Annotated in this window: 19 protein-coding genes; 3 read left to right on the top strand and 16 right to left on the bottom strand. The window is 62.7% G+C overall.

Features of this window, described 5'->3' with window-relative positions; genetic code table 11:
• Position 1 precedes the first annotated feature (1 nt).
• The 12 genes from ACQRBT_RS07035 to ACQRBT_RS06980 are packed head-to-tail and all read right to left on the bottom strand — an operon-like array spanning position 2 to position 10,816.
• Positions 2–2,314, bottom strand: coding sequence for an MMPL family transporter (locus ACQRBT_RS07035; RefSeq protein ID WP_412046579.1), 2,313 nt, complete (start codon positions 2,312–2,314; stop codon positions 2–4).
• A complete protein-coding gene (locus ACQRBT_RS07030; RefSeq protein ID WP_412046580.1) occupies positions 2,304–2,987 on the bottom strand; it encodes an outer membrane lipoprotein carrier protein LolA in 684 nt (227 codons plus the stop codon). Before ACQRBT_RS07030 ends, ACQRBT_RS07035 begins: the two co-directional genes overlap by 11 nt.
• On the bottom strand, positions 2,984–3,409 hold the full coding sequence (locus ACQRBT_RS07025; RefSeq protein ID WP_060755184.1) for an acyl-CoA thioesterase: 426 nt from the start codon (positions 3,407–3,409) through the stop codon (positions 2,984–2,986). Before ACQRBT_RS07025 ends, ACQRBT_RS07030 begins: the two co-directional genes overlap by 4 nt.
• Positions 3,402–4,943 (bottom strand): HAL/PAL/TAL family ammonia-lyase, encoded by a 1,542-nt coding sequence (locus ACQRBT_RS07020; protein WP_412046581.1) that lies wholly within the window; start codon positions 4,941–4,943, stop codon positions 3,402–3,404. Before ACQRBT_RS07020 ends, ACQRBT_RS07025 begins: the two co-directional genes overlap by 8 nt.
• On the bottom strand, positions 4,927–5,862 hold the full coding sequence (locus tag ACQRBT_RS07015) for a glycosyl transferase (protein ID WP_412046582.1): 936 nt from the start codon (positions 5,860–5,862) through the stop codon (positions 4,927–4,929). Before ACQRBT_RS07015 ends, ACQRBT_RS07020 begins: the two co-directional genes overlap by 17 nt.
• Positions 5,859–6,593 carry a glycosyltransferase family 2 protein gene (locus tag ACQRBT_RS07010; protein WP_060755182.1) on the bottom strand — a complete coding sequence of 245 codons (735 nt, stop codon included), beginning with the start codon at positions 6,591–6,593 and terminating at the stop codon, positions 5,859–5,861. The genes ACQRBT_RS07015 and ACQRBT_RS07010 overlap by 4 nt, the downstream gene beginning before the upstream one ends.
• Complete coding sequence (locus tag ACQRBT_RS07005; RefSeq protein ID WP_412046583.1) at positions 6,586–8,256, bottom strand: AMP-binding protein; 1,671 nt, start codon at positions 8,254–8,256, stop codon at positions 6,586–6,588. Before ACQRBT_RS07005 ends, ACQRBT_RS07010 begins: the two co-directional genes overlap by 8 nt.
• A complete protein-coding gene (locus ACQRBT_RS07000) occupies positions 8,253–8,798 on the bottom strand; it encodes a hypothetical protein (protein WP_090367243.1) in 546 nt (181 codons plus the stop codon). Before ACQRBT_RS07000 ends, ACQRBT_RS07005 begins: the two co-directional genes overlap by 4 nt.
• Positions 8,795–9,049 carry an acyl carrier protein gene (locus ACQRBT_RS06995; protein ID WP_060755179.1) on the bottom strand — a complete coding sequence of 85 codons (255 nt, stop codon included), beginning with the start codon at positions 9,047–9,049 and terminating at the stop codon, positions 8,795–8,797. Before ACQRBT_RS06995 ends, ACQRBT_RS07000 begins: the two co-directional genes overlap by 4 nt.
• A gap of 9 nt (positions 9,050–9,058) precedes the next feature.
• The gene (locus tag ACQRBT_RS06990; RefSeq protein WP_060755178.1) at positions 9,059–9,328 is read right to left on the bottom strand and encodes a phosphopantetheine-binding protein; all 270 of its coding nucleotides are present in this window, start codon (positions 9,326–9,328) and stop codon (positions 9,059–9,061) included.
• Complete coding sequence (locus tag ACQRBT_RS06985; RefSeq protein ID WP_411985065.1) at positions 9,306–10,118, bottom strand: lysophospholipid acyltransferase family protein; 813 nt, start codon at positions 10,116–10,118, stop codon at positions 9,306–9,308. The genes ACQRBT_RS06990 and ACQRBT_RS06985 overlap by 23 nt, the downstream gene beginning before the upstream one ends.
• On the bottom strand, positions 10,094–10,816 hold the full coding sequence (locus tag ACQRBT_RS06980) for a beta-ketoacyl synthase chain length factor (protein WP_090367241.1): 723 nt from the start codon (positions 10,814–10,816) through the stop codon (positions 10,094–10,096). Before ACQRBT_RS06980 ends, ACQRBT_RS06985 begins: the two co-directional genes overlap by 25 nt.
• Before the next feature lie 336 nt (positions 10,817–11,152).
• Here ACQRBT_RS06980 and ACQRBT_RS06975 point away from each other — a divergent pair, with 336 nt between their 5' ends.
• A complete protein-coding gene (locus ACQRBT_RS06975) occupies positions 11,153–11,923 on the top strand; it encodes a ParA family protein (RefSeq protein WP_060755175.1) in 771 nt (256 codons plus the stop codon).
• A 219-nt stretch (positions 11,924–12,142) separates the two neighbouring features.
• Here ACQRBT_RS06975 and trxC read toward each other — a convergent pair whose 3' ends face one another.
• A complete protein-coding gene (trxC, locus tag ACQRBT_RS06970) occupies positions 12,143–12,577 on the bottom strand; it encodes a thioredoxin TrxC (RefSeq protein ID WP_104995327.1) in 435 nt (144 codons plus the stop codon).
• Positions 12,578–12,813: 236 nt separating this feature from the next.
• On the opposite strand from trxC, the gene ACQRBT_RS06965 reads away from it, so the two are divergent.
• Both ACQRBT_RS06965 and ACQRBT_RS06960 read left to right on the top strand, forming a co-directional pair.
• Positions 12,814–13,110 (top strand): type II toxin-antitoxin system HigB family toxin, encoded by a 297-nt coding sequence (locus ACQRBT_RS06965; RefSeq protein WP_412046584.1) that lies wholly within the window; start codon positions 12,814–12,816, stop codon positions 13,108–13,110.
• Positions 13,107–13,508 (top strand): helix-turn-helix domain-containing protein, encoded by a 402-nt coding sequence (locus ACQRBT_RS06960; RefSeq protein ID WP_060755172.1) that lies wholly within the window; start codon positions 13,107–13,109, stop codon positions 13,506–13,508. Before ACQRBT_RS06965 ends, ACQRBT_RS06960 begins: the two co-directional genes overlap by 4 nt.
• 5 nt (positions 13,509–13,513) lie before the next feature.
• Here ACQRBT_RS06960 and selO read toward each other — a convergent pair whose 3' ends face one another.
• The 3 genes from selO to ACQRBT_RS06945 are packed head-to-tail and all read right to left on the bottom strand — an operon-like array spanning position 13,514 to position 20,156.
• The gene (gene selO / locus ACQRBT_RS06955; protein ID WP_412046585.1) at positions 13,514–14,977 is read right to left on the bottom strand and encodes a protein adenylyltransferase SelO; all 1,464 of its coding nucleotides are present in this window, start codon (positions 14,975–14,977) and stop codon (positions 13,514–13,516) included.
• Between the two features lie 48 nt (positions 14,978–15,025).
• The gene (gene mscK / locus ACQRBT_RS06950) at positions 15,026–18,364 is read right to left on the bottom strand and encodes a mechanosensitive channel MscK (protein ID WP_090367235.1); all 3,339 of its coding nucleotides are present in this window, start codon (positions 18,362–18,364) and stop codon (positions 15,026–15,028) included.
• A gap of 49 nt (positions 18,365–18,413) precedes the next feature.
• On the bottom strand, positions 18,414–20,156 hold the full coding sequence (locus ACQRBT_RS06945; protein WP_060755169.1) for a potassium/proton antiporter: 1,743 nt from the start codon (positions 20,154–20,156) through the stop codon (positions 18,414–18,416).
• Between the last annotated feature and the right edge of the window lie 210 nt (positions 20,157–20,366).

The following is a 20,366-nucleotide window of genomic DNA, read 5'->3' as shown; positions in this document are numbered from 1 at the left end:
TTCATAAGGCATGTTTGTGTTGCCCGGCCCAGGGCGCCAGCATAAAGCTGAACGCCAGGCCCAGGCTGACCGACAGGCCGAAATTGCTCACGGCCGGTGTACTGGACACCGCCAGCAGGCCGAACGACAACCACGTCGTCAGCGCGGCCAGCAGCGTCCCCAGAAGACTCACGGCCGCGCCGCCGATCTGCTCGCGCATCAGGATGGCGTAGTCGACGCTGATGGCCGTGACCAGCAGCAGGCCGAACAGGCTGAACAGGGTCAGCGGCTGGCCCAGCCAACCGAGGCTGGCCAGGCTGCACAGGGCCGCCAGCAACGGCAGGGCGACAATGCGCAAGGCACCGCCGAAACCGAACGGCAGGATCAGCAGCAACACGATCAGCACGCAGGACATCAGTTTCAATTCGGCGGCGCTGACCTGCGTGTCGGCGAACACCCGGTTCAGGTCGCCCAAGCGATCGACCAACTGCACGCCAGGCAAGTCCTGTGCTTGTACGCGCAGCAACGCCGGGTTGTTCAAGCCTTGCAGGCTGACCATCGCCGCGACGCCACCGTCCACCGGGCCCAGCCACAGGGTGCGCCAGGGTTCCGCCAGCGGGCCTTTGAGCGCCGCATCGATGTCTTCGGTAGGCAACGCCTGCAACTGCGTGACTTCGGCCTGCAGGGCGCTCGCCGGGATGCCGAGGTCCAGCAGCGGTTGCCAATGCTGCGCCAGGTTGTTCAGCCCCTCGCGCAGTTTTTGCTGTTCGGCGGGCAGATTGACCAGTTGGTTGAGCGCCAGGTAGCCCTGGAGCTTATTCATGTTTACCAGTTGATCCAGGCGCTGGCCCAATGCGGCCTGGCGCTCCAGCAACTGCTGCTGGTTCTCTGCCCGCACCAGGAAGAACTGGCTGGTCGGCTGAAAACCGGTGATGCGCGCCACGGCCTGGGCTTCCTGCAGCAATTGCGGCGGTGCGCCGATCCACTGGCGGATATCGTTCTTGCTGCTCAGGTGCCACAGGCCGCCGGCGCAAAACAGCAACAGCAGTACCAACAACACCGGGCTCGGTACGCGTTTGAGCAGCGCTGTACGCGCTTGCCACAACACCTCGGCAATACGCAGCGGCCACTGCGCGGGGCGCAGTTCCACGTTCTTGAGCAGCGCCGGCAGCAGGCACACGGCCGACAGATACGCCCCCACCAGCCCGGCGGCGGAAAACACGGCGATTTGTGTCAAGGCGGGAAAGGGCGTCCAGGCCAGCGCCAGGTAACCGATGCAACTGGTGGCCAGGCTCAGGCTCAGCCCGGGCAGGGTGATGCGTAACGCCGGCCAACTACGCCACGGGCGCATGCTCCAGCTTTTCGACAGGTAGTGCAGCGGGTAATCCACCGCCACACCGATCAGGCTGGAGCCCAGCACCAGGGTTATCACATGCATGTGGCCGAACAGCGCGACACAGGCCACCGCGCCAAACAGCATGCCTGCCAGCACCGGGACAAACGCCAGCAGTACGCGCCAGCGGCGGAACGCCAACAACAGCAACAACAGGATGCCCAGGGTGGCGCCGCCGCCGACCCAGGTGATCTCCCGCGTGGCTTGCTGCTGCCCATTGGCCGCGTAGAGCAGGCCGCTGGCGGCGAGCAGTTGTGCGCCCTGTTCGCCTGCCTGTAGGCGGCTGGCCTTGAGCAGATCCGCCACTTGCAGCGGTAGTTTCATATCGAAGGCATTGCCGGTGGTGCGCGCACGCAGCAACACCCAGTTTTTGCCGTCGGCATCGGCGATCAGCGCGCCGCTGCCGATATCCAGTTGCACCGAGCCATGTTGCGGCTGGCTGCTCTGGATGCGCCCGGTCAGGCCCAGCCAATCGTCCTGGCTCGGCACCAGGCTGAACCCGCTGAAGGGGTCGAACAAGGTCTGCACGCGCTGCTGGATAAACGCGTCGGGATGGTCGATCAGTTGCTCGCGATCCTTGGTCGCGAGCATCGCCAGCCGCCCGCGCAGCAGCTGTTCGCGCAGTGCCGGCAAGTCGGCTTGCAGGTTCCATTGCACCTTTTCAAACAAGCCGCTGGCCTGCCAGCGTTCGCCCAGTTGCTGCGCTACGTTCACCGCTTGCTGGCGGTCGGTATGCCCCACCAGCACCAGCATCTCGCGGTTCAACGGTTCCTGCATGCGCTGCTCGGCTTGCAGTTCGAGGGCATCCGGCGTGTTGCCCGGCACCAGTTCCATCAGGTTGGCCGACAGCGGCGCACCGTGGCGCCACTGCCAGCCGGCCACGGCCAGCACGGCCACCAGCAGGATCAGGAACAGGCGCGGCAGCAGGCGCTCACTGGGCAAAGTCGTGTTGCTCCGCGTCAGTCAGGGGCAGGCTTGCAGTGCTGTCCTGCATGCGCAGCACGGTGCTGTCACCCTGGGTTTCGAGCAACTGGATGGTCTGCACCAGCTCGCCGCCGTCAATGTTGATCTGGGTGAACACTTGCTTGAGCAACAACGAGCGTGGAACCAGCGTCAGCTTCCACTGGTTGGCTTCGCCTTGCAGTTGCAGTTCAAAGTCGCGCTGCAGGCCGCTGCTGTCGCCCTGCAGCACCGCAAGGAACAACCGGTTCTGCTCGGCACCGGCACTCTTGTTCGGCAGCAGTTGCCAGCCGCCGGCGTCACGGCGGGCAATGCCTTGGGCGCTGATGCGGTAGTCCTGTTGCAACGGGGTTTTGAGCAGCCACAGCAGGCCGTGGTCTTTGGCCAGCACGAAGGTGCCTTTGCTGATCAGCGGCTGGGGCAGGGCGCGCAGGTGTTTTTCCTGGGTGAAGCTGCCGTGGACCACCGATGGTTTTGCCAACTGCTCGCTTAGCTGCTGCAGGTCAAAAGCATGAGCACTCAGGCTTAGCAGCAACCCAACCCCTGCAGGAGCGAGCTTGCTCGCGAAAAACCTGAGGGCGCGGCGCAGTGTCAGGCAGCCCGTATTCACGTTGACGATTTTCGCCGGCAAGCCGGCTCCTACAGGGGATCTCATTGCAGGGCCCTCTCGACGGCGTCGGTGAAGACTTTGGGCGAGGCCAGCTGCATCTCGCGGCTGGCGATTTCCACGGCCACTTGCACGGTGCTGGCGCGGGTCATGCGCTCGCCGCTGGCCAGGTCGGTAATCAGGTAGTTGACCTTCAAGCGGTTCTCCCATTCCACCAGGCTGGCGCGCACATTGAGGGTCTGGCCAAAGGTGGCGCCGCGCACGTAGCGCAGTTGCATATCGATCACCGGCCAGGCGTAGCCCGATGCCTGCATCTGGGTGTAGTTGTGCCCGAGTTTGTCCAGCAACGCACAACGCGCCACTTCCAGGTATTTCACGTAATGCCCGTGCCAGACCACGTGCATGGTGTCGATGTCGAAAAACGGTACGAGGATTTCAGTGTCGCAATGCAACACGCCCTGGCTACGCATGCAGCCTCCAGTGTTGCTCGGCGATACGTTTGAGGCACAGGCGCAACTCGCCTTCCAAGGCTCGATCCTCGATGACCGGCGGGAAGTCTTTGCCCAGTTCCTCGTGCATGGCGGCCAGGGCCGGCGGCAGCGGCCTTGCCTCCTCGGCCTGGGCGCGCAGCCATACGCCCTGGTTGGCGGCGAGCAAGGTCGCGGCGGCGACTTGTTCGGTCAGCTCCAGCACGCGGATCGCGTCGCGGGCGGCGATGGTGCCCATGCTCACTTTGTCCTGGTTATGGCACTCGGTGGAGCGCGAGAACACGCTGGCCGGCATGGTGTTTTTCAGCGCTTCGGCGGTCCAGGCGCTGGTGCCGATCTGCACGGCCTTGAAGCCGTGGTTGAGCATGGCGCGGTCGGCCGGTGCGCCGGACAGGTTGCTCGGCAGGCCATGGTTGTAGCGCACGTCCACCAGCAGTGCGAGCTGGCGGTCGAGCAGGTCGGCGACATTGGCCACCAGGGTCTTGAGGCTGTCCATGGCGAAGGCGATATGCCCGCCGTAGAAGTGCCCACCGTGCAGTACACGTTCCTCTTGCGCGTCGATGATCGGGTTGTCGTTGGCGCTGTTCAGCTCGGTCTCGATAAACGCGCGCAGCCAGCTCAGGCTGTCGGCCAGTACGCCGAGTACGTGGGGTGCACAACGCAGCGAATAGCGGTCTTGCAGGCGGTGCAGCGGCGCGGTCGGCGCATCGATTGCCAGATCCTTGCGCAGCCAGGCGGCCACTTGCATTTGCCCCGGGTGCGGTTTGGCGGCGAACAGGCGCTCGTCGAAGTGCTCCGGGTTGCCTTGTAGCGCCACCACGTTCAGCGCGGTAATGCGCGTGGCCAATTGCAGCAGGTAGTCGGCGCGGGCGAAGGCCAGGCAGGCCAGGCCGGTCATTACCGCGGTGCCGTTCATTAGCGCCAGGGCTTCCTTGGGGCGCAATACCAGCGGGGTCCAACCCAGTTCGCGGTGTACGTCGGCAGCCTGGCGGCGTTCGCCACGGAACATCACCTCACGTTCGCCGGACAAGGTCGCCGCCACGTAAGACAGCGGCGTCAGATCGCCGCTGGCACCCACCGAGCCTTCCTCCGGGATCAGCGGCAGTACGTCGTGTTCGAGAAAGGCCTGCAGGCGCTCCAGCAGTTCGACGCGCACGCCGGACACCCCATGGCACAGCGACTGCAACCGCGCAGCCAATACTGCGCGGGTGGCCTGGGCGTCGAGCAGCTTGCCCAGCCCGCAGCCATGAAAGGTATACAGGTGACGGGGCAGCGCCTCGACGTGTTGCAGCGGCACCGCCACCACGCACGAGTCGCCGTAGCCGGTGGTCACGCCGTAGATCACGCCTTCCTTGTCCAGCAGCGAGTCGAGGAACTGCGCGCCCTTGGCGATACGCTGGCGATACGCGGCGTCGTTCTGCAATTGCGTGGGCGCCTGGCGGTTGGCCAGGGCTCGCACGTCTTCAATGCGCAGAGCGCGTTCGCCAAAGGTTACCGGCTCAAGATGCGTCGTCATCGGTCTTCCAGAAAGGGTAAAAGTTGAACCATTGTCGGGGCGCTTGCAGGCAGAACTCGCCCAGGCGTGCGGCGTAGCGCGCAGTCCACTGGGCAATCACCTGCTCGCGGGTACTGCGCTTCCATTCGATCAATTGGGCGAAGGGCTCGATGGTCAGGCGATAGCGGCCGTCGTGCTTGAGGCACATCAGCAGGTTGACCGGGCATTTGAGCAGGCCGGCCAGCAACCACGGACCTTGGGGGAAGGCGGCATCCTGGCCGAGGAAATCCACCCGCACCTTGCGCCCACCGTGCAGCGGCACGCGGTCGCCGGCAATCGCCAGCCACTCGCCCTCGTCCAGGCGCTGGCTGAGCAACAGCATGGTGACCGGGTCCAGTTCGCTGACCTGGATCAGACGCAGATGGGTCGCCCCGGCTTCACCCAGCAGGCGGTTGAAACGCTCGGCATGCTTGGTGTGCACCAGCACGTTCATGGTGACTTGCTCGCCGATCTCCGCCAGGGCGCGGCACACTTCAAGGTTGCCCAAGTGTGCGCCCACCAGCATCTGCCCGCGCTCGCCGCGCAGTTGCCCACGCAATTGTGCCGGGTCGTCGATTTCGATCTGTTCGATGCGCAGCTTGCCGTTCCACACATCGAGCTTGTCGAGCAAGGCGTCGGCGAAGGCCATGAACTGACCGAACACGCTTTTATGGGTGGGTTGCAATTCGTTGCGGCCGCTCCAGTACGCCAGGCGCTGCTGGTACTCCCAGGCACTCTGGCGGGCCGTGCGGCCGAAGAGGAAGAAGTACAACACGATGCCGTACAGCAGGGGGCTCAGCAGGCGACGGCCCAGGACCCTGGCGGCGACAGCGGTGAGTTTCATCAACCAGAAACTGCCGCGCTCCTCGCGGTCGGCCCAATGTTTGTGGCTGTCGTTCATGCCTGCCACCGCCGCCACAGGATGATCGGTGCCCGTACCAACATGCCGAAGAACAGCCGGGTATGCATGGCCGAGATACGCACGTTGTCGCGGAACAGGCGGAAGTGCGACAGGCCGTCCGCGGGGTAATGCACCTGGGTCGGCAGCCAGCGCATCGGCTGGTTGCGCCAGGCCAGGCGCACCAGGATGTCCGAGTCGAAATCCATGCGCGTGCCGATGTAGGCCGAGTCCATCAGGGCCAATGTGGGCGCCAGCGGGTACACGCGAAAGCCACACATCGAGTCGCGAATCTGCAGCGACAGGGTGTTGATCCACACCCAGACGTGAGTCAGGTAGCGTGCGTACAGGCGGCCCTTGGGCACGCTTTCATCGTATTCGGGATAGCCACAGATCACGGCCGTTGGGTGGGCGCGCGACGCGTCAAGGAAGGCCTCGACTTCACGCAGGTCGTGCTGGCCGTCGGCGTCCACCTGCAGGGCGTGGCTGAAGCCCAGGCGTGCAGCCTCGCGAAAACCGGCCATGACCGCGCCGCCTTTGCCCTGGTTGCTCGGCAAGGTCAGCAGGGTGACCGACTCCAGCGTCGCCAGTTGCGCCAATACGGCCGCGCAGGCCGGGCTGCTGCCGTCATCCACCAGCAGGCACGGCAGGCCACTGTCCAGCAGGCTGTGGACCACGGCCGGCACGGCGGCTTCATGGTTGTAGACCGGAATCAGGGCGCACGGCTTATGCATGGGCGGTGACCAGCTGGATGCGCCCGCTGGAGCAAGCGGCAACGCCGTTGCGGTAGGCGAAATACAGTTTGCCGCGTTCCGGGTCGAAGCGCAGGTGCAGCTCGATCTGGTCACCGGGGCGCACCAGTTGCTGGAACTTGAGCACTTCCATGCCGGCGAACGTCATGGGCAGGTCCATCAGCTGTTGGCCCAGGTTGAACGCCCATTCCACCTGCACCACGCCCGGCAGTACCGGCGTCGCGGGGAAGTGGCCGCTGAAATAGGCCAGGTCCGGTGGGACGCTCAGTTGCAGGGTCCATTCGCCATCGGTTTCGACTTGCTCCAACACGTGCGGCGCTTTTGGCCGTGGGGCGAGCAACAGGGCCGTGACATCGGCCTGGGGCAGCTTGCCCTGGGCGTTCAGCGGCAACTGGCGCAGCAAGCGCCAACGGCGGGGCAGGGCCAGCGCCTCGCAATGTTGGCTCAAGTGCTGGCGCAGGGTTTGGGTCAGCGTGCGACGTCCCTGGTTGCGCAGGGCGTGCAGGCCGTCGGCACTGAGCACCACCAGCGCGCCGAGGGATGCGCGGTTTTCCTGCACCACGCCCAGGCGGGTTTCGGCAACCCACGGGTGGGTCATCAGTGCCTGTTCCAGCATGGGCAGGGAGATGCGTTTTTCTTCCAGCTTGACGATGCGGTCCAGGCGGCCGAGCAATTCGAAGCGGCCATCGGCGTGGATCCGCGCCGCGTCGGCGGTCTGTTCGATATGACCGGCCGGCAGATAGGGCGAAGCAATGCGCAGGGCGCCCTCGGCATCCTGGCTCAGTTGCACATCGGCAAAGGGTTCCCAGGGCTGTGCGCCTTGGCGCCAGGCGATGCCACCGGTTTCCGAACTGCCGAGGATTTCCGTCGGCCATTGCTGCAGGCGATCGTAAAGCTCGCCGGCCGCCTCGATGGGCAAGGCGCCGCCGGACGAAAATACCCGCGATACCTGGCGCAATGCGGGCCAGTCGAGGTTGTCGCCCATCCGCTTGAGCAGCGCCGGGCTGGCTACCCAGGCAAATTGCGGGTGTTCGCGGCTGGCGCGCTGCAGGTCTTCGGGAAAGGCCAGTTGCTGGCGCACGAAGCGGCGCCCGGCATACAACGGCCATAACACGCGGAACAGCAGGCCATAGATGTGCTGGGTGGCGACACTGCCGATGATGCAGGCGTCTTTGAGGTCCGCGCCCCATAGGGCTTCCAGAGCCTCGACTTCGTTGGCCAGTTGGCGCAGGGTTTTGTCGATACGCTTGGGCTCACCGCTGGAGCCGGAGGTGCACAGGCTCAGTCGGCAGGTGTCCAGGTCGAGCGCGGCGGGGCTCAATGGGGCCTGGTACAACGCATCCAGATCAGTCGGCTCAACCAGCCAGGTATCCACTGAGTCGTCCCAGCGTTGGCGGGTCTGGGGTTGCAGGTCGGCAGGCAGCAGCACACTGACCCCGGCACGCCAGGCGCCCAGCAGGGCAATCGCCAGTAAGCCTGCGTCTTCCAGATGTACAGCCAGGCGCTGGATGCCACGCGTTTGCAGGCCCGCCGCGAGGCTCAGGGCGTGTGCCCACAGCTGGGCATGATTCATCAGCGGCTCGCTGGTCACCCAGCGCTGTTCCAGCGGCTCAAGCAGCAAGTGCTCAAGTTTCAAACCTTTCATACGCGGCCTCGAACCCTTTGTCGTACCAGCCATTCCACGGCAAACAACAGCCCCATCAGCCCGTAGGCGATCAAGCCGTTGTACAACGTCCACCAGCTCAGCGGCGCCCACAGCGTGAGGGCGGCGGCCAGCAGGCCATTACACAGAAAAAACACGCTCCAGACCACGGTGACCTGGCGCGTATAGACCACCGCTTTGGGCGGCAACTGCGGCTCGGTCATGCGCGCCAGGCGCTCGACCACCGGCGGGCCATACTTCAGGCTCAGGCCGAACAGCGCCAGCATGAATGCGCTGACCAGGCTAGGGTACCAGCGCAGCCACTGCGGGTTGTCGAACCAGGCCAGCAACAGGCAGAACACAATCACCGTCACGGCCATCCAGCGACTGCCGGGGCGCCGAGCCGCAGTGAGTGCACGCAACAGCCACAGGCTACCCAGCAACAGGCCGAACTGCCATGGCGCAAAGTGCTCGGTGCCGTAATACACCGCAAAGGGGTACAGCAGCCCTGCCAGCAACAGGCCAAGGCCGATCAACCGGCTCATGCGGCAGGCGTGACCAGACGGTACACCGCCTCTACCACGTCGTTCACGGTACGCACCGCCTTGAACTCTTCGGCGGCGATCTTCTTGCCGGTCTGGCGTTTGATATGGTCGATCAGGTCCACGGCATCGATGCTGTCGATTTCCAGGTCCTGATACAGGTTGGCCTCGAGGGTGATACGTTCCGCGGGCAGTTCAAACAGTTCCACCAAGGCATCGCGCAGGGTGTTGAAAATATCGTCACGAGTTTGCATGGTACGGTCTCAAGCTGCCTGTCTGGCTGTGACGAACGCCGCAAGGCTGGCCACGTTGGTGAAGTGATTGCGGGTGTCCTTGGCGTCGGCGTCGATCTTGATACCGTACTTTTTCTGGATCGCCAGGCCCAATTCCAGGGCGTCGACCGAGTCCAGGCCCAGGCCTTCGCCGAACAGGGTTTGTTCGCTGCCGATGTCGTCGGCGCTGATGTCTTCCAGGCCCAGGGCCTCGATGATCAACGTTTTTATGTCGTGCTCAAGGCGTTGTTGGTCGCTCATCTTCGGCGAGCTCCTTAATGAAATAGTGGTGCAGGTAATCGTTGAGCTTGCGTGAAGCCTGGGGCGCAGGCCCAAGAGCGGCAAACGCTTGTGGTTCTATATCGGCACCCACCCGCAAACTGAAGTGCACGCGGCATTTGGGGATGCGGTACCAGGGTTCGGCCTTGGTCAGGGTGGTCGGGCTGACCTTGATCACCACGGGGGTAATGATTGTCGCACCGCGCAGTGCAATGGCGGCGCCGCCGCGATGAAAGGCGGGTGCCGCGCCGGGTGGGGTGCGGGTGCCTTCGGGAAAGATGATCAGGGTCTGGCCTTCGCGCAGGGCAGCGGCAGCGGCATCGAGCATTTCGGCGCTGCCATCATTGCTGATATAGCCGGCCTCACGCACAGGCCCACGGGTGAAGGGGTTTTGCCACAGGCTCTGCTTGACTACGCAGTTGGCCTGGCGCACCAGGCCGATCAGGAACACCACGTCGATCAGCGACGGATGGTTGGCGATGATCATCTGGCCCGGGCGGCCGAGGTTTTCAGCACCTTCGACGCTGTAGGTCAGCACGCCGGCGCGTTGCATCAGGCGGATAAACAGCCAGAACAACCTGCTGATGGTCAGGCGCGCACGGCGCTGATGTGTGTCGGCGCTGCCCGGCAGACAACTGAGCAACGGAAATACCAGCAACCGCAGGCACAGCCCGCCGAGGCCGAACAGCGCGAAGCTGGCGGCGGTGGCGAACAGGCGCCAGTAGTAGGCGTCCCGCGGTTTGCGGGTCAGGGCTTGCGTTGCCAGTTCCATACACGGTTCTTCCAGGCATGTTGGCAGGCGTCCTGTCCGTTCAGCAGGGTGCGCAGCAGGTTCAGGGCGTGGGGCCACGGTTGGGCGGTGCTGGGTTGGACAGTGCCGGTGGTGAGTTCCAGCTGCCACTCGTCGCCCGGTGTCAGCAACAGGCCCAGAGCGTAGGGGAAGGGTACGTCGTGGATCCAACTGGCATAGGCTTCGGGCGGCTGTTCTTCGGTGATCACCAGCAGCACGGCCGGCGCCCCTTCGTCGAGCAGTGCGGCGGCTTCCAGCAGGCCATGCTCCAGGCCATCGCCGGCGGCGGCGAGGGCGGTCATTTCGCTGGTTTCATTGCGCAGGATCGACCACAGGCCAATCACCGCGTTATGCACCGACAGGCTGAACTGGGTGGGCGACAACGGCTGGTCGTTGGCCAGGTCGCTGAGGATATCGAGGGTGCGCGGGGTTTCGCCGTGGCGGGAGATAAAGACCAACGGCAGGTCCTGCAGGCCCTCGGCCAGCGGCCAACCCACGCTGAACGCCATGCGCGCCAAGCGGCTCAGGCGCCGGCGCTGCATGGCCGGGAGGAATGACACGTCGGGGGAGGCTTCGCTGGCAGGCAGCAACACCGGGGCCAGGCACCATGTGCGCCAGGCATCCGCGCTCTCCAGGCCAGGAGCCCATGCGCGCCATTGGGCGATGTTGAAGTTGATCACTGAGACGTTATCCCGCCCCTGCGGGCTTCCATGTGCGGCTGTTGGCCCCGAATACCGGGACAGGGAGCAACGGCCGAATGGCGCGCATTATCCCGGTGGCGTGGGGTTCTAGCAAATTTTGGTAAAAATTTGTGCACGTCGATTACAAATCAGTCGTGGAGATTTGCGGATTGTCCTTTACGCGGTGCTCGTTGGGGCGTCGGACGCGTCCCTTTCATTTGTATGCGAGGTCCTGGTATCGGCGTGTCATGTATGGCTGAACGGATGAACGAGGTAGCTAACAGGCGCTTTTGCCCTCTACACTCGGGACATTCATTGATACACGGAGGTTTTTCCATGCGGCGCGTGGTGTTCAATCAGAAAGGCGGTGTGGGCAAGTCCAGCATTGCCTGCAACCTGGCGGCGGTCAGCGCCAGCGAAGGCTATCGAACCCTGTTGGTGGACCTCGATGCACAAGCCAACTCAACCCAGTACCTCACCGGGCTGACCGGCGACGATATCCCCATGGGCATCGCCGATTTTTTCAAGCAAACCCTGTCTTCTGGGCCGTTCTCCAAGAAAAACCAGGTGGATATCTACGAAACCCCGTTCGACAACCTCCACGTGGTCACCGCCACCGCAGAATTGGCGGATTTGCAGCCCAAGCTTGAGGCCAAGCACAAGATCAACAAGCTGCGAAAACTGCTGGATGAGCTGGGTGAAGATTACGATCGGATTTACCTGGATACTCCGCCGGCCTTGAATTTCTATGCGGTTTCGGCGCTGATTGCTGCTGATCGTGTGTTGATTCCGTTCGATTGCGACAGCTTCTCGCGCCAGGCACTTTATGGCCTGCTGGCGGAAATCGAAGAGTTGAAGGAAGACCATAACGAAGGCCTTGAAGTGGAAGGCATTGTGGTCAACCAGTTCCAGGCCCGGGCGAGCCTGCCGCAGCAAATGCTCGACGAGTTGATCGCCGAAGGCTTGCCGGTGTTGCCGGTGTACCTGGCCAGTTCCGTGCGCATGCGCGAGTCGCACCAGGAGAGCAAGCCGCTGATCCACTTGGACCCACGACATAAGCTGACCCAGCAGTTTGTGGAGTTGCATAACCTGCTGGAAAACGCGTGACCTGAGGCGCAACACAAAACTCATGTGGGAGGGGGCAGATCCCCTGGTTTATACGCCTGGACGGGCAATAACCTCACCGCCCTAAATCTCTAGGTAAAACGCGGTCAAATGTGGGAGGGGGCTTGCTCCCGATGGCGGTGGGTCAGCCAGCACAGGGGCTGCTGATAGCCCGCTATCGGGAGCAAGCCCCCTTTGGTCTGCGTTGTTCTTGAGGTTGGATCAGATGCCCTGGCTGTGCAGCCAATTCATCAACTGCGGCAATGGAAACGCCCCGCTCTGACGCGCCACTTCACGGCCGTTCTTGAACAGGATCAAACTCGGGATCGAGCGAATGCCCAACTGCGCCGACAACTGCTGGTTGGCCTCGCTGTCCAGCTTGGCCAGCCGGCACTTGCCCTGCAGTTGCCCTGCCGCCTGTTCGAACACCGGTGCAAACGACTTGCACGGCCCGCACCAGTCGGCCCATACATCCACCAGTAACGGTAAATCCCCCTTGATCTGGCTGGCGTAGTCGCCTTGCTTCAGCTCGAAAGGCTTGTTCAACAAAACCGGTTGCTTGCAGCGCCCGCATTTGGGTGCATCACCCAGGCGTTCGCCGGGGATGCGGTTGAGGCCGTTGCAATGTGGGCAGGGAATGACGAGAGGTTCGGACATGGATGCGCTCCTTGGGTGTGGCCAGTGGAGTGTATTTGGAGTCAAGTCTGGGGGTTATCAAGGTTGGAAGAGGAGACTTATCCGTTCACAGTTTTGCCTGTGTCGATCTGAGTTCGGCTGCCTAGGCTGCTAAAGCCGGTTTTGTTCTGAGCCGTTGGTCTGTTTGTGGCTATAGCAAATTGCGATAGTCGCAATTCGAGCTTAGCCTTCATAGCAAGATGCGATAAGGATGTTGCATGCGAGTCATCAGTGAAAAAAGGATCTGGGAAGCCAAGGAAAAGTGGCCGCGCTCAGCGATGGCGTTGGATCAGTGGTATCGCGTAATCAAACGCAACTCCCCCAAAGACTTTGCGTCGATGAAAACCATGTTCCCCGCCACTGACAAGGTCGGAGAGTTTCACGTGTTTGATATCGGGGGTAACAAGCTGAGGTTGATTGCTTGCGTGGCGTATCAGGTGCAGCGCGTTTACATCAAGCATCTGCTTGATCACCGCGATTATGAGAAAAATAAATGGAAGGAAAAAATCAGATGAGCGCACTCATGCGAGTAGCGGCTGAACACTGGCAGTTCGTTTCGCCGGTGCTGCGCAAACCAGAAAGCGAGGCGGACTATGATGCGCTGGTGTGCGGTTTGGACGAGTTATTGAGCCTGATCGGTGAGGTTGAAGACAGCCCTCTGATGAGCTTGGTGGACATTCTCAGCGACTGGATCGAAGCCTACGATCAAAAGCATCGCCCAATGCCCGTCGCCAGTGGCGTCGATGTTCTGCGATACATGATGCGCGAGCATAACCTTACCCAGAGCGACTTGCCGGGCGTCGGCGCCCAGTCCGTGGTTTCTGAAATACTGAGCGGAAAGCGCCAGCTCAACGTGCGGCAAATTCGTTGGCTGGCTGAGCGTTTTGGCGTTTCAGTGGAGACCTTTATCTAAGGGCTTCAAGACGAACAACTGATCTCCAGATGCTTACCCCAATCCGGTGGCCGCTGCGCGTATTGCTCCATTCCCGCTTGCGCCTCGAATGGTTTGGAAAGCACCTCATGCAGCCGCCGCACTTCGCTGTAATCCCCGGACTCGGCGGCGGCAATCGCGTTTTGCGCAAGATAGTTGCGCAAGATATACAGCGGGTTCACCGCATGCATCCGCGCACGGCGCTGTTCTTCGCTGCCGTCGCCATCGCGTACAACACGAGCCTTGTACAGCTCGGCCCAGGCGTCAAACCCGGCCAGGTCGACAAAGTCATCGCGCAGACGTGCCACTGACAGTGCCGCCGGCTCATCCCCCAGGCGGCGGAAGAACAGCGTGTAGTCCACGCCGCTGTTCTGCATCAGCTTCAGCAGGCGTTCGACCAATTTCTGGTCATCATCTTCGGCGGTGGTCAGCCCCAGCCGGCGACGCATCAGGTCCAGGTAATGCGCCTGATACAGCGGCAGGTACAGGCCAAGGGCTTCTTTCAACGCGTCGACGCTGATAAACGGGGTGAGCGCCTGGGCCAATGCGCTGAGGTTCCACTGCCCGATCGGCACCTGGTTGCTGAATGAGTAACGCCCTTCATGATCGGAGTGGTTGCAGATGAAGTGCGCGTCGAAATCATCGAGAAACGCAAACGGCCCGAAGTCGAAGGTGATGCCCAGGATCGACATGTTGTCGGTGTTCATCACCCCATGGCAGAAGCCGTAAGCCTGCCATTTGGCGATCATCTCGGCGTTGCGCTCGACGATTTCGCGGAACATTGCCAGGTACGGTTCGGGCTGTTCCCGGCACTCGGGGTAATGCAGGTTCAGCACATGTTCGGCCAACTGCGCCTGCTGCTCGGGCTTCTGGGTGTAGTAGAAATACTCGAAATGCCCGAAGCGGATATGGCTGGGCGCCAGGCGCAGCACCATCGCGCCACGCTCCTGTTTTTCACGCCATACCGGTGTGCTGGAGCCGATCACGCATAAGGCGCGGCTGCTGGGGATGCCCAACGCATGCAGGGCCTCAGAGGCCAGGAACTCGCGGATCGATGAGCGCAACACGGCGCGTCCATCACCCATCCGTGAGTAAGGCGTCATGCCGGCGCCCTTGAGGTGCAGGTCCCAGTGTTCGCCCGCGTCGTTGTACACCTCGCCCAGTAACAGCCCACGGCCGTCACCCAGTTGCGGGGTATAACCGCCGAACTGATGCCCGGAATAGACCATCGCCCGTGGTTGCGCCTCGGCCCACAGCTTGTGGCCGCCAAACAGCTCGGCGAACACCGGTGTGTCGGCCACGGCGGGGTCAAGGTCGAGCAGGGCCATGGCGGCGTCGCTGGCTACGACCAGGCGCGGTTCGTCGAGGGGTTCAGGCAGTACGTGGGTCGAGAACGCGTCGCCCAGGCGTGCGAAACGGTTGTCGAAGGTCAGTTCGTCGAGGGCTTTCACCGGCCATCTCCAGCAGAATGTCCGAGCATTCTGCTGGGGATAACGCCGTTAGTCGAGTTTGCTGGGCGGCGGTTCTTGCACACCGCCGTCGTTGGCGGGCTGGGTCGGCGGGTCGACTTCCACCAGTTTGTATTCCTGGCCGTGCAGGTTTTTCAAGTAAACCTCCATCTGGCGGAACGAAATGTTGATGTGCTCTTTCTTGAACTCGCGGTTGATAAAGCGGTTCACTTCGTCGATCACCGGGTTGCGGTCGCCCAGGTCACGCACGTGCATGCGCAGTTCGTGGTCGAGGGTGCTTTCGCCGAAGTTGAGGAAGTACACGTGCGGCTCCGGCTCCTTGAGCACCCGCGGGTTTTCGCGGGCAGCCTTGAGCAGCAGCTCTTTCACGCGGTCCAGGTCGGAGCCGTAGTCCACGCCCAGTTTCAGGGTGACGCGGGTGATGGTGTCGGTCAGCGACCAGTTGATCAGTTGCCCGGTGATGAATGTCTTGTTCGGGACAATGATGTCTTTGCGGTCGAAGTCGGTAATGGTGGTGGCGCGGATGCGGATCTTGCTCACCGTGCCCGACAGGTTGCCGATGGTAATGGTGTCGCCGATGCGCACCGGGCGTTCGAACAGGATCATGATGCCGGAGATGAAGTTGGCGAAAATCTCCTGCATCCCGAACCCCAACCCCACCGACAGCGCCGCCACCAGCCATTGCAACTTGTCCCAGCTCACACCGAGGGTGGACAGGGTAGAGACGAAGCCGACGCCGGCAATCACATACGACAGCAAGGTGGTGGTGGCGTAGGCGCTGCCCTGGGCCAGGTCCAGCTTGGACAGCACCAAGACTTCCAGCAGGCCGGGCAGGTTGCGCGCCAGGGCGAAGGTGATGCCGACGATGATCGAAGCGCCGAGCAGGTCGCCGATGCTGATCGGCACCATGCTGATGTTGGCGCCGGTGCCGCTGGTGTATTCGTAGAGGGTCACGTTGTCCAGGTACGAGAACACGGTGATCAGGTCTTTCCACACCCAGTACAGCGCCGCAATGAAACCGCCCAGCAAGGCCAGGCGGATCAGGCGCATGGATTGTTCGTTGACCTGCTCGATATCCAGGGTCGGTTCTTCGATCACGGCTTCGCCATCACCGGCTTCCTTGGCGGCCTGGCGCTTGGCCAGGGCCCGGGCATAGGCCAGGCGTCGTGCGGCAACGCCCAGGCCGCGTGCGAAAGTGGCCTCGATGACCAGCCAGAGCATCAGCAGGTACAGGGTGTTGATCAGACGGTCGCTGAGTTTGAGCGCGGTATAGTAGTAGCCGAAGCACACCGCGATAAACAGCGCGATGGGCAGGGCGGTAAACACCAGCCCTACGACTTTTCGGAACAGCGAGGCTTTTTCGTGAGTTGGGCTGTTCAGCAGCAGGCGACCGAGCAGCCAGGCCATCAGTGCGTAACAGGTCAGTACCACGCCGATGCCCAGCACGTCGTCGGCCAGCGCCGCCGGTTGATGTTCGGCGATGGCCACCACGGCAACCAGCGCCAGTACGACCAGCCCGAGTTTGCGTATCCAACCCTGGAGAAAGGCCACCTGAGGCCGCTCCCAGCGGAAATGCAGTTCAGCCACACCGCCCGGCGCGAGAATTCTGTAGGCGGTGTAGAACACCAGCCACGCTTGGGCAATCAGCAGCAGTGCGACGCCCAGGTTGGCGTTTTGCCCGCGAGCGTCGATCTGCAGGGCATAGCCGCACAACGCCAGGCCCAGGGAGACCGGCAATGCCAGCAGGATATTGATCAGGATCGCCTGCGGTGTGTGCCACTGGCTGTCGCGCTTGAAGTGGCCGATGTCCAGGTGGACCTTGTTCAGGCGCTGGTACAGGGCTTTGCGTCGCCACAGCAAGGCACCGATCAACAGCAGCAATGGCAGGAACAGCAGCGGGCGTTGAGTCAGGCCGTCATACAGTTCGCTGACGCTGGAGGCCCAGGGCAGCGTGGTGATCTGCTTGCTCAGGTGATCCGGTACGGTTTCCAGCCATTCGGTATCCAGCGGCTTGTTGCTGGGGATCCAGAACATTTGCTCATCCAGGGTCGCGCGCAGGTTGCTGGCGGTGCTGAGCAGTTGTTTCTGGTTCAGTTGCAGGGTGATGGATTCATTGAGCAGTGCGCTCAGTTCCCGGCTCAGGCGCTCCAGCAGGTCGCTGCGCGTGATCGCCAGTTCCAGCAGGGTACGGCGCAGTTGTGGGGTGACTTCATCCGGCGGCTGGTTGGCCAGCAGGTTATCGACATAGCTGCTGGGGGTGCTGATCAGCTCGCGTTGCTGGTTGACCTCGAACTGGTACAAGCGAATGTTGGCGATGTCGTCTGCCAGGTTGCGGTCGACGGTGAGGCGCGGCAACGCCTGTTTTTGTTTGTAGAGGATCTTGGACAGCAGCAGGCTGCCCTTGAGCACGTTGATTTGCTCGTCCAGGGCCGAGTCGCTCTGGGTCACGGTGTCCAGTTGCTGTTTGGTCTCCAGGTTCTTCTGGGTCAGGTCGTTGAGGCGGTCGGTGCTTTTGAGCAGGTAGTCGGAGAGCTTGAGGTTGGCTGCGCTCTCGGAGGCCAGCAGGCTGCTGCTGCCGGCTTTTTGCGCTTCGATGGACTGCTGGGTCACCGTCTGTTGGGACTGGGCCAGGCGCTTCTGGTTGATCAGGGTTTGCAGGTCCTGGATCTCTTGTTCCAGGCGCGCGGTCTTTTCGACCACCAGATCATGCTGGCTGTTGCCCAGGTCTTGCAGTTGGCTGTTGCCGGCCAGTTCCTGGCGGCGCAGCGGGATCAGCGCATTCAGGGAGGCGAGTTCGGCATTCAGCTGGTTGCGCTGGTCGCCGCTGAGGGTCTTGCCGTTGTCTTTACCAAGCTTGAGGGTCGCGTTGATCTGCTGGATACGCGTCTGGCTGTTGCTGATTTCGGTCTGGGCGCGCTCGGGGCGGGTCTGGGCGGCGATGGTCAGGCTGTTGGCGTCGGCCAGTTCCTTTTGCAGGTCGCCTTGCTGGGTGGAGCGTTGCACCAGCAGTTGCTCAAGCTGCGGCACCGGCAGGCTCGCGTAGCGCTGCGCCACCGGGATGATTTTGGTGGCCTTGAGCCGCACCAGTTCGCGCTGGTTTTCGCTGGTCTGGCGCGGAGCGTCTTCCAGTTGGCGCTTGAGGTCGATGAGGCGCTGCTCGTAATCCTGCTTGTTGCCCAAAAAAGTCAGGGTCTGTTGCAGGATGGTCTGCAGCGCCTTCATATCGGCATCGGGCAGCTTGCGGTCGGGCAGCTTGTCCAGGCTTTGCTGGATGGCGTCGGCGCTGGGCGGCTCGGCGGCATGGACGATGCCGACACACAGGGTCAGGCTCAGCAGGGCAGTGGCGAGATAAGTGCGCAAGGTTGGCATAGAGACCGGTCGAGCAAGGTGAAGAATCGGGGCGTCGTGGCCCCGCAGTTTAGAGGAAGAGTCCGGGGCCCGGGCGACTTCCTTCGGGAAATCTGACGCCGACTTTACCAATCTTGTTCCCGTCCATGACAGCGACGGTCCAGATGGTGTTGTTCCATTCCACCTGGTCGCCGACGATAGGTGCGCCGCCGACTTTCTGGGTGATGAAGCTGCTCAGCGGCATGTCCGGGTCGATGCCTTCTAGCTTGAGGCCGTACAGGGCCGACACCGCGCCCAGCTGGGCGTCGCCTTCCAGGACGAAGTCGCCGAAGAAACGCAGATCCAGGCCGCGTTGCGGCGCCTGGCTAAACAGTTTGCCCAGGGCCGGCAGGTTGTGTTCGTGACCGATCACGCAGAGCAGATCGTCGACTTCAAGCACCGTACTACCCGACGGATGGAGCAGTTGCTGGCCCCGGAACAGGGCGGCGATCCGCGTGCCCTCGGGCATTTTCAGTTCGCGCAGGGCGGCGCCGATGCACCACTTCTCCGCGCCCAGGCGGTAGACGAACAACTCCCACTCACTGGTGACGTGTACTTCCAGCGCTGCACGGGAGATCGGTGCCGGTTCCGGCGGTACGGTGACCTTGAGCAGTTTGGCCACCCACGGCAGGCTGGTGCCTTGCACCAGCAACGAGACCAGCACGATAAAGAACGCCAGGTTGAAGTACAGCTGCGCATGGGGCAGCCCGGCCATCAGCGGGAATACCGCGAGGATGATCGGCACCGCGCCGCGCAGGCCGACCCAGGCGATAAAGGCTTTTTCGCGACCATGAAACGCCTTGAACGGCAACAGGCCGACGATCACGGACAGCGGTCGCGCAAATAGAATCATCCACAGCGCCAGGCCCAGGGCCGGCAGGGCAATCGGCAGCAAGTCGTGGGGCGTGACCAGCAGGCCCAGCACCAGGAACATGCCGATCTGTGCCAGCCACGCCATGCCGTCGAGCATATGCAAAATGCCATGACGGCTGCGCACCGGCCGGTTACCGATGACCAGGCCGCACAGGTACACGGCGAGGAAGCCGCTGCCATGCAGGGCGTTGGTCAGGGCGAATACCACCAGGCCGCCGGCGATCACCAGGATCGGGTACAGGCCGGTGGCCAGGTTGATGCGGTTGACCATCTGCAGCATCAGCCAGCCGCCGCCCAGGCCGATGATGCCACCGATGCCGAACTCGCGGATCAGGTGCGTCAGCAGGCTCCAGTGCAGGCCGGTCTGGCCGCTGGCGAGCATGTCGATCAGGGTCACGGTGAGGAACACCGCCATCGGGTCGTTGCTGCCGGACTCGATTTCCAGGCTGGCGGTAACCCGTTCGTTCAGGCCCTTGCCGCCCAGCAGCGAAAACACCGCGGCGGCGTCCGTGGAGCCGACGATTGCGCCGATCAGCAAGCCCTGGATGAGATTCAGGTCAAATAGCCAGGCCGCCGCCATGCCCGTCAGGCCGGTGGTAATCAACACCCCCACCGTGGCCAGCGATAACGCTGGCCAGAGTGCCACGCGGAAACTCGCCACCCGCGTGCGCAAGCCGCCGTCGAGCAGGATCACGGCCAGGGCGAGGTTGCCCACCAGGTAGGCGGTCGGGTAGTTGTCGAAGATGATGCCGCCGCCATCCACGCCGGCGACCATGCCCACGGCCAGGATGATCACCAGGATCGGAATCCCTAAGCGGGACGAAAGGGAACTCACCAGAATGCTCGCACCCACCAGCAACGCGCCGATCAAGAACAGGCTGTTGATGGTCGTTGCATTCAAAGGCAGTACTCCAGGGCTGGGAAGACGGGCGCAAACTGACCATGCAGTCTGCGTGCCAGCGATTCTAACCTGTTGAATTGCTGCGCTGTCAAAAGCTTTTCGGCAGGCTCCGATACAAACAATTTCCCTGTAGTGAGCGGGCTTGCCCCGCGCTGGGTGGCAACGCCGCCCCAACAAAGACACCGCGGTATTTCAGAAGGACCGAGGTGC

The sequence above is a fragment of the Pseudomonas sp. R19M genome (assembly GCF_050312585.1).
GTDB classification, from domain to species: domain Bacteria; phylum Pseudomonadota; class Gammaproteobacteria; order Pseudomonadales; family Pseudomonadaceae; genus Aquipseudomonas; species Aquipseudomonas palleroniana.
Note: the sequence above shows the minus strand (reverse complement) of the source record. Positions and strands in the feature narration are given on the sequence as shown.